Source organism: Streptomyces kebangsaanensis (genome assembly GCF_001906585.1).
GTDB lineage: Bacteria > Actinomycetota > Actinomycetes > Streptomycetales > Streptomycetaceae > Streptomyces > Streptomyces kebangsaanensis.
The window spans coordinates 1-9,302 of sequence record NZ_JUJA01000092.1; the positions used below are offsets into that span (position 1 = coordinate 1).

The 9,302-nt window shown below is 71.3% G+C and carries 4 protein-coding genes and 2 pseudogenes; 2 read left to right on the forward strand and 4 right to left on the reverse strand.

All coding sequences use genetic code 11. The features are described from left to right. The coding region (locus tag RH94_RS13730; protein WP_407697310.1) for an ABC transporter ATP-binding protein at window positions 1-489 on the forward strand (489 nt) is incomplete at its 5' end. Between the two features lie 17 nt (window positions 490-506). On the opposite strand, the pseudogene RH94_RS13735 reads toward RH94_RS13730, so the two are convergent. The 4 genes and pseudogenes from RH94_RS13735 to RH94_RS13750 all read right to left on the reverse strand — a co-directional run bounded on the left by RH94_RS13735 (window position 507) and on the right by RH94_RS13750 (window position 8,894). Beyond that, window positions 507-2,023 (reverse strand): annotated as a pseudogene (locus tag RH94_RS13735) (hypothetical protein). Between the two features lie 137 nt (window positions 2,024-2,160). Continuing rightward, window positions 2,161-7,095: an NAD-glutamate dehydrogenase gene (locus RH94_RS13740; protein WP_073947896.1), complete on the reverse strand. Its 4,935-nt coding sequence runs from the start codon at window positions 7,093-7,095 to the stop codon at window positions 2,161-2,163. 532 nt (window positions 7,096-7,627) lie between these two features. Then, window positions 7,628-8,296 carry an HAD family hydrolase gene (locus RH94_RS13745; RefSeq protein ID WP_073947897.1) on the reverse strand — a complete coding sequence of 223 codons (669 nt, stop codon included), beginning with the start codon at window positions 8,294-8,296 and terminating at the stop codon, window positions 7,628-7,630. An 82-nt stretch (window positions 8,297-8,378) separates the two neighbouring features. Then, window positions 8,379-8,894, reverse strand: a complete 516-nt coding sequence (locus RH94_RS13750) for a DUF6912 family protein (RefSeq protein ID WP_073947898.1) — start codon at window positions 8,892-8,894, stop codon at window positions 8,379-8,381. A gap of 300 nt (window positions 8,895-9,194) precedes the next feature. On the opposite strand from RH94_RS13750, the pseudogene RH94_RS46980 reads away from it, so the two are divergent. Continuing rightward, window positions 9,195-9,302: pseudogene (locus RH94_RS46980) on the forward strand (Rv3235 family protein); the annotation flags it as partial.

Genomic DNA, 9,302 nt, shown 5'->3' on the forward strand with positions numbered 1-9,302 from the left:
TCCCTCCTCGGCGTGAACGCGGCGCTGATGAACGACCTGACCGGCGAGCGCAACGTCCACCTCGGCGGACTCGCCATGGGCATGTCCCGCGAGGAGGTCAAGTCGCGCTACCAGGAGATCGTCGACTTCTCCGGCATCAACGAGAAGGGCGACTTCATCACGCTGCCGATGCGCACGTACTCCTCCGGCATGGCGGCCCGACTGCGCTTCTCCATCGCCGCCGCCAAGGACCACGACGTCCTCATGATCGACGAGGCGCTGGCCACCGGCGACCGCAAGTTCCAGATGCGCTCCGAGGCACGCATCCGGGAGCTGCGCGAGGAGGCCGGCACGGTCTTCCTGGTCAGCCACAACAACAAGTCGATCCGCGACACCTGCGAGCGCGTGCTGTGGCTGGAACGCGGTGAGCTGCGCATGGACGGGCCCACCGAGGAGGTCCTGGAGGCGTACGAGGCCTTCACCGGCGGCGGCAGGCGCACCGGGAACTAGGACCGGCCGGAGAGGAGTCACGGCACCACGGCGTACAGCACCTCGCCGTCCGGGCCGTGTGCCACCGCCCGCAGGCCCGGGTCGTGCCGGGGACCGCGCCCGTCCAGCACCCAGCGCACCCCGTACTCGCGCAGGATCTCCCCGCGTGCGACGGCCGGCGTGCCCCGTGTGTGGTAGCGCTGCACCGCCGGCTCGCGCCGGAACTCGTCCGGCAGGAAGAAGTCCGGGTAGCCGGGGGCGACGGTGCAGGGGCCGTAGGCCGGGATCTGCCGGGAGGGGAGGTCCCGGGCCATGACCACGTCCCCGTACCTCACATGCGGGGTGATCCAGCCGTACCCGGCCCACGGCGGGGTGTAGTCGGCCGCGAGCACGTCCGGCAGCGCGCCGCGTCCGACGACGTATCCGAGCACCCCGGCCTGGGCCCACGCGCCCACGGCCAGTGCTCCGCCCAGTGCCCGTGCCCAGCAGACCCGTACGGTCCGCCGGCCGCCCCGGACCACCTCGAGCGCGGCGGCGAGCTGGGCCGGGATCAGGGCGGCGGGCAGGGCGCGGCCCCAGGAGTAGTGGCCGTCCGCGAAACCCGCAGCAGACACCGGCGCACCCAGCAGGAAGAAGATCACCAGGGGGTCCCGCCGGTCGCGCCGCCACCGCAGGGCCAGGGCGGCCACCCCGATCAGGGCCGGCCAGTAGCGGCCCGGGTAGTCCGTGCAGAGCGCCCGGTGCACCCCCTCCAGGTCGCCGCCGGCCGAGAGCAGGGCGAAGAAGTCGTGGTAGGGCCACAGCCACAGCGTCGGCAGGCCCAGCGCCGCCCCGCGGCGGCGAGCCGCGGCCACAGCGCCCGTGCGGGCCGGACGGAGAGCACCGCGGCCAGTCCGCCCAGGGTGGCGACGAGCCCGGTGAACTGGTGACAGAGCAGGATCGCCGCCCACAGCACCCCGAGTCCCGGCCACCTCCGCCATCCGGCGGACGTGCGCAGTGCCCGGGTGAGCCACGCCCAGTAGTGGAAGGAGAGGCCGAGGGTGAACACGCTGGGGTACGACACCGTCAGCGCGAGGGAGTTCAGGGAGAGGAAGCCGCTCCAGTTGATGACGGCCGTTCCCCAGAGCAGGGCGAGGCTCAGGGCTGCCAGGGCGGGCGCCGCCCGGTGCGCGCTGAGCGTCCTGACGTACCGCCGTACGCCCGCCCCCAGCAGCGTGAGCCCGGCGAGCGCGGCGAGCCGCAGGACGCCGAAGGCCGACAGGCCGGTCGCCCTGGCGACGCAGCCGAGCAGCAGCGTCCACGGCGAGTAGTAGGGGCTCGGGGTGTCCGCGTCGACGAGCGGGTTGCCGGGGCGGAGCAGGTGGTGACGCAGCCGCTCGATGGTCGCCGCGTGCATGCCGAGGTCACCGGCCCAGGGCAGCGGGACGATCACCCATAACAGCAGGACGACGAGGAGTACGGCCGTCACGCGGGGCGCGACGGCCCGCCCCGGGGTGACTGTCGGCCGGGGGGCGGCTCTGCCCGCGGGAGGCGCCTCAGCCGGCGCCGCGCACATCGGCCAGGGGGTTCGCAGTCACACGGAAACTTTATCCAAATGTCCTGGATCACCCCGTTTTGAGGGCGTGAAAACGTGAGAGCGCCCCGGACCGGCCGGTCCGGGGCGCTCTCGACGACGTACTGCTCGGACGCGCGCTACGAGTGCGTGCGCAGCAGCGTGCGCATCGTCCGCATCGCCACCGACAGGTTGGCGAGGTCGAACGCGTCCGATCCGTGGATCTCCTCGAGCGTGGCACGCGCCCGGGAGAGGATCGCCGCGTTCTTCTGCTCCCACACCTTGAACCGCTGCTCCGGCGTGGCGGAGCCGTTGCCCGCGGCCAGGACGTCCGCGGTCAGGGCCGCGTGCGCCGCGTACAGGTCCTCGCGGATCGCCGCCCGGGCCATGGACTGCCACCGGTCGGCGCGCGGCAGCTCGATGATGCGGTCCATCAGCTGGGTGATGCTCAGACGGTCGGCGAGGTCGTAGTACACCTCGGCGACGTCCATCGCGTCCTTGCCCATGCGGTCGGCCACCGAGACGATGTCGAGCGCCGGGAAGACGGAGGAGAACCCTGCCACCCGCCTGGCCGTCTCGTCCGGGACGCCGGCGCCGGACAGCTCGTCGTAGACCTGCTGGTACCACTCCAGGTCAGCGCCCTTGAGCAGCTTGGGCAGCGCCGCCCAGACCTGCCCGACCCGGTCGGCGAAGAACTCGACGGTCTCGCCGAGCTCCAGCGGCTGCGGCCGGTTGTTCAGCAGCCAGCGCGTGCCGCGCTCGACCAGGCGGCGCGAGTGCAGCCGGATACGGGTCTGGACGTCGGCCCGGACCTTGTTGTCCAGCGCCTCGACCGCGTCCCACACCGGTGCCGACCGGAAGATCGCGCGGGCCACCGTCTGCGCCCGGACGATCTCCTCCAGCGACGCGCCGGTCTCCTCCCGCAGGCGGTGCAGATAGGTCGTACCACCCGTGTTGACCGTGTCGTTGACCAGGACGGTCGTGGTGATCTCGCGGCGCAGCGGGTGGTTGTCGATCCGCTCGCCGAACTGCTCGCGCAACGGGGCCGGGAAGTAGGCGTGCAGCAGACCGCGCAGGTACGGGTCGTCCGGCAGCGTGGTGCGCAGCAGTTCCTCGGAGACCGTGATCTTCGTGTACGCCAGCAGGACGGCCGTCTCCGGAGCGGTCAGGCCGTGCCCGGCGGCCAGCCGCTCACGGATCTGCCGGTCGGTGGGCAGGAACTCCAGTGCCCGGTCCAGGCGGCCCTCGCGCACCAGGTGCTTCATGAAGCGCTGCTGGGCGTGGATCATGTCCTTGGACTGGGCGAGCGCGTTGGCGATCGCCGTGTTCTGCGCGTAGTTGGTGCGCAGCACCAGGGCGCCGACCTCGTCGGTCATCTCGGCGAGCAGCTTGTTGCGCTGCTTGACGGTCATGTCGCCGTCCGCGACCAGGCCGTTGAGCAGGACCTTGATGTTCACCTCGTGGTCGGAGGTGTCCACGCCGGCGCTGTTGTCGATGGCGTCGGTGTTGATCCGGGCGCCCTGCATGGCGCACTCGATGCGGCCGAGCTGGGTGAAGCCCAGGTTGCCGCCCTCGCCGACGACCTGGACCCGCAGGTCGCGGCCGTCGACGCGGATGGCGTCGTTGGCCTTGTCGCCGACGTCGGCGTGGGACTCGGTGGACGCCTTGACGTACGTACCGATGCCGCCGTTCCACAGCAGGTCCACCGGGGCCTTGAGGACCGCCCGCATCAGGTCGGCCGGGGTCATCTTGGTGATGCCGGACTCGATGCCGAGGGCCTCGCGGATGTGCGCGTTGACGGGGATCGACTTGGCCGTGCGGGAGAACACCCCGCCGCCGGCCGAGAGCAGCTCGGCGTCGTAGTCGGCCCACGAGGAGCGCGGCAGCTCGAACAGGCGGCGGCGCTCGGCGTAGGAGACGGCCGCGTCCGGGTCGGGGTCGATGAAGATGTGCCGGTGGTCGAAGGCGGCGACCAGCCGGATGTGCTCGCTCAGCAGCATGCCGTTGCCGAACACGTCACCGGACATGTCACCGATGCCGACGACCGTGAAGTCCTCGGTCTGGGTGTCCACGCCCAGCTCCCGGAAGTGCCGCTTGACCGACTCCCAGGCGCCGCGGGCGGTGATGCCCATGCCCTTGTGGTCGTAGCCCGCCGAGCCGCCGGAGGCGAAGGCGTCACCGAGCCAGAAGTCGTACGACTGGGCGACCTCGTTGGCGATGTCCGAGAACCGCGCCGTTCCCTTGTCGGCCGCGACCACCAGATAGGTGTCGTCGCCGTCGTGCCGCACGACGTCCTGCGGGGGCACGACCTCGCCGGCGACCATGTTGTCGGTGATGTCGAGCAGTGCCGAGATGAACGTCCTGTAGCTGGCGACGCCCTCCGCCATCCACGCGTCCCGGTCCACGCTCGGGTCGGGCAGCTGCTTGGCGACGAAGCCGCCCTTGGCGCCGACCGGCACGATGACGGTGTTCTTCACCATCTGCGCCTTGACCAGGCCGAGGATCTCGGTACGGAAGTCCTCGCGCCGGTCGGACCAGCGCAGGCCGCCCCGGGCGACCTTGCCGTAGCGCAGGTGCACGCCCTCCACACGCGGCGAGTACACCCAGATCTCGTACGCCGGGCGCGGCGCCGGCAGGTCCGGGATGGCCTGCGGGTCGAACTTCATGGAGACGTAGTCGTGCGGCCGGCCGTCCTGCGCCTGCTGGAAGAAGTTGGTGCGCAGGGTCGCCTTGATGACGTTGAGATAGGCCCGCAGGATCCGGTCCTCGTCGAGGGAGGCCACCTCGTCCAGGGCCGCGTCGGCCTCTTCGAGCAGCGCGTCCACGAGCTCGTGCCCGGCACCCTGGCGTTCCGGCGACATCCGCGCCTCGAACAGCGAGAGGAGCAGCCGGGTGGTGTGGACGTTGTTGCGGAGGGTGTCCTCCATGTAGTCCTGGCTGAAGGTCGAGCCCGCCTGGCGCAGGTACTTGGCGTACGCGCGCAGCACCATCGCCTGCCGCCAGGTCATCCCCGCGGACAGCACCAGGGCGTTGAACCCGTCGTTCTCCGCCTTGCCCGTCCAGACGGCGGCGAAGGTGTCCTGGAAGCGCTCGCGGGCGTCGTCGCCCAGGCAGTCGCTGTTGCCGCTGATCTCCTTGGGCATGCGCAGACCGAAGTCGTAGATCCACGCCGTCGTGCGGTCCGCGCAGCGCAGCTCGTACGGCCGCTCGTCGGTGACCTCGACGCCGAGCCGGCTCAGCACCGGCAGGACGGCGGACAGGGAGACCGAGCCGCCCTTCTGGTAGATCTTGAAACGGCGCTCCTCGGGGGCGGCGCCCACCGGCTCGTACAGGCTGAGCACGAAGGGCCTGTCCTCGTTCAGCTGCTCGAGGTTGACCAGGTCGGCGACCGCGGCGCGCGGGGTGTGGTCGGCCTTGTAGCCCTCGGGGAAGGCGCCCGAGTAGCGGCGCAGCAGCTCCGCGGCGTGCTCCTCGCCGAGTTCCGCGGTCAGCGCCTCGGAGAAGGAGTCCACCCAGGAGCGGGCGGCCTCGACCAGGCGGGCCTCGATGCGCTCCTTGTCGCTGTCGGACAGCTGCGGCAGCTCGGTGCCCTGCGGCACGCGGACGACGAAGTGCAGCCGGGAGAGGACCGACTCGGTGTTCCAGGCGGTGAAGTCGACGCTGGTGCCGCCCAGCTCCTCCTTGAGGATGTCGATGAACCGCAGGCGTACGCCGGTGGTGTAGCGGTCGCGCGGGAGGTAGACGAGGGCCGAGTAGTAGCGGCCGTACTCGTCCTGGCGCAGGTACAGGCGCAGCCGGCGGCGCTCCTGCAGGTACAGCACGGAGGTGGCGATCGCCTGCAGCTCGCCGACCGGGGTCTGGAAGAGCTCGTCGCGCGGGTAGGTCTCGAGGATCTGCAGCAGGTCGCGCCCGTCGTGGCTGTTGGGCGAGAAACCGGCGAGCTCGAGGACCTCGTCGACCTTGCGCCGGATGACCGGGACCCGGCGCACCGACTCGGTGTAGGCGGCGGACGAGAACAGGCCGAGGAAGCGGCGCTCGCCGACGACCTCGCCCTTGTCGTTGAACTTCTTGACGCCGATGTAGTCCAGGTAGGAGGGCCGGTGGACGGTGGCCCGGCTGTTGGCCTTGGTCAGCACCAGCAGCTTGTGCTCGCGCGCCTTGGCGCGGGCGTCGGCGGGCAGCCGCTCGAAGGACGGGCTGACCGGGTGGCTGTCGTCGCCGGCGTGCGGCGGGTCCGCGCGCAGTATGCCGAGACCGGTGCCGGGAACGGCGGCCAGGGAGTCGTCGTCGCGCAGCTGGTACTCGCGGTAGCCGAGGAAGGTGAAGTGGTCGTCGGACAGCCAGCGCAGCAGCTCGCGGGCCTCGTCGACCTCCCGCGGGCGCAGGTCGCCGGGCACGGGCTCGCCGGGCAGTCCCTCGGCGAGCCGGATCGCCGCCTCGCGCATCTTCTCCCAGTCCTCGACGGCCTCGCGGACGTCGGACAGCACGCGCAGCAGGTCGGCGGTGATCTGCTTGAGGTCGGCGCGGTCGGTCTCGCGGTCGATCTCGACGTGGATCCAGGACTCGGTGAGCGCGTCGTGCGGCAGCGGCTCGCCGGACGACGCGGCGGGCAGCACCTCGATGAGCTTGCCGGTGACGTCCCGGCGCACCACGAACTGCGGGTGGACGACGACGTGGATGCCCCGTCCCTGCCGGGTCAGCTCGTTCGTCACGGAGTCCACGAGGAAGGGCATGTCGTCGGTGACGACCTCGACGACGGAGTGGGTGCAGGTCCAGCCGTTCTCCTCGACGGTCGGCGTGTGGACCCGGACGCTGGCCGTGCCCTGCGGGCGGTTCTCGGCCAGGCGGTAGTGGGAGTAGGCGGTTCCGAAGACGTCGACCGGGTCGCGGTCCGTGAGGTCCTCTGGGGCGGTGTGCAGGTAGAAACGCTGGAGGAAGGCGAGGACGGAATCCCGGTCCGGGGCGCCCTCGCCCGTCGACCCGGCCGGGAGATGACCCCCGACCGGACTGTTCTCAGCTACCCGGGCGGCCCTCTCGAGCAGCTCGGCCTTGGCTTCGTCCAGCTTGGTCTGCATTGTCCTCTGGCTCCTGTCGCGCGCCGTTGCGTGACGTAGAAGGAAGTACGGTCTCCGCCCTTGCGGCGTGACGCCTCGGACCGGGGCGTCCGGTCCACTCCGACGCTATGCCTCGGGATGAGATGAGCGGGGGGATATCAGCCATCTTCGATGCGTCCGACGGGTGTGACGCTGCTCTCCATGGCACCGGTGCCTGGAGTCGACGCGGCGCCCCGGGTGCCGTCGCATCCCCTTCCCGCCCGCGAGAATCAGCGACCGACGCCCGGACACGGATGTGGTCCGTGCCCACCGGGCGCACAGCGGAGGCGACGGTGCCCCCGCGAGCTATCGCGCTGATCACGCCACCAAGGCTATCCCTCCTCACGGGGGGCCCGTCATGAGCCGTATGTGTACAAAACCGAGGGTGGAAGTTTGACGTTCTGCACAGGGGCGGCGGAGACGGAAGCAGCGTATACCCGCTTGCCCCTCTTGATCGCTTCCGTCCCTCTTTTCCCCCTTCCCTCTTGTTTTTCCGGCCTGCTCTCCCCCGTTTTCACTCCGCGAGGCGGTGGGCCTCGGCGACCGCCTCGCCGAGGGTGTCCACCACCGGCACGCCGGCCTCTTCCAGGCTGGCCCGGCTGTGCGAGCCACCGGTGTAGAGGACCGCCCGCGCCCCGGCGTACCGCGCGGCCAGCGCGTCGTCCGCGGCGTCCCCGATGACCACCGTGCGCGCCGGGTTCACCGCCCCGGCGAGCAGGCCCAGGTGCCGCACCATGTGCTCGGCCTTGCTGCCGCCGGACGGCCCCGTCCGGCCGTCCACCCGGACGAAGTGCGATTCGATTCCGAAGCCCCGTACCAGCGGGACGAGGTCCTCGTGCCCGTACATGCTCAGGATCGACTGGCTGTGGCCGGCCGACGTCCAGCCGGTGAGCAGTTCCACCGCTCCCTCGGTCAGCGCGCAGCGGATGCGGTGCTCGGTGTAGTACCGGTGGAAGACGGCGTCCATCGCCTCCCACTCGGCCTCGGTGGGGAGCCGGCCCAGCAGCCGCTCGTAGAACTTCGGGACCGGCACGCAGTACAGCGCGCGGTACTGCTCCAGTGTGATCGGCTCCAGGCCGAGCTCGGCGAACGCCGCGTTCGTCGCTCCGACGACCGCGGCGTTGTCGTGGAAGAGCGTGCCGTTCCAGTCCCAGACGATGTGCGCCCCTGATTGCTTCCCCATGCCAAAAACGTACCCGCCGCCACCGACAATCAGGAGAGCGTCGAGTCAGGGGGCGGGGCGGGCCCGAGACCCCGGTGGATTCTCAGTCGCCGGGCCCGACGAGGTCGGGGATCTCCTGCGTGGCGTACCACAGCAGCTCGTGGTCCTCGGCGCCGTCCACGACGAACTGGGCGTCGTCGTCCCCGGCGTCCGCCGCCCCCAGGGCCTCGGCGGCGGCGGTCACGTCCGCCTCCGCGTCGTCCACGTCGACGTGCACGGCGGCCGCCCTGGCCAGCGGTACGGGGCCCGCCACCCGTACCTCGCCGAGCGCGGCGGGGTCGAGTCCGCGGTCGGGGTCGGCCACCGCCGTGCTGTCGGGCACGTCCACGGCGACCACGACCCGGCGCCGCGGCGCGCCCGGGTCCATCGCCAGCAGTCGCAGGGAGGCGAGCGCGGCCCGGCTCAGCGCGGCGTACTCCAGCTCCTCGATGTCGTCGGAGAGGTACCACTCGCGCAGGGCCGGTGTCACGGCGTACGCGAGGAGCGACTCCGCCCCGAGCTCCCCCGTCTTGTGCGCCTCGGCGAGGCCGGGGAGGGTCAGAGGGACGTAGACACGCATGGCAGGCCGCTTTCGTGGTCGGAGGGTTCGCCACCCGGACGGCCTTCAGGATACGTGCGCAAGCCTCCTTTCGAGTCCCGGCCACGCCCCCTGAATCGTCCACTCCACGCCCCTCGTCTCACCCGGTGCGCCCCCGTTCTTCCGGGGTTCGCGGCCCCCTCGATCACACGGATAGGTGAATCCGTCCGCCCCGCGACGCGTACCGCGCCTTCCTTGCCGCCGTCGCTTCCGCCCCGTACAAGAGGCCCAACAGGAAGTTACTGCCCGGTACACACCGGGCGACCGCACGAACGGGGACCCATGAACAAGGTCATGACCAGGGCCCAGCGCCGCCCGGGCACCCGCCCGCCGAGCCGCCGCGACACCCGCCGCCCCGGTGGCTCTCCACCACGCACTCCGGCCGGCGGC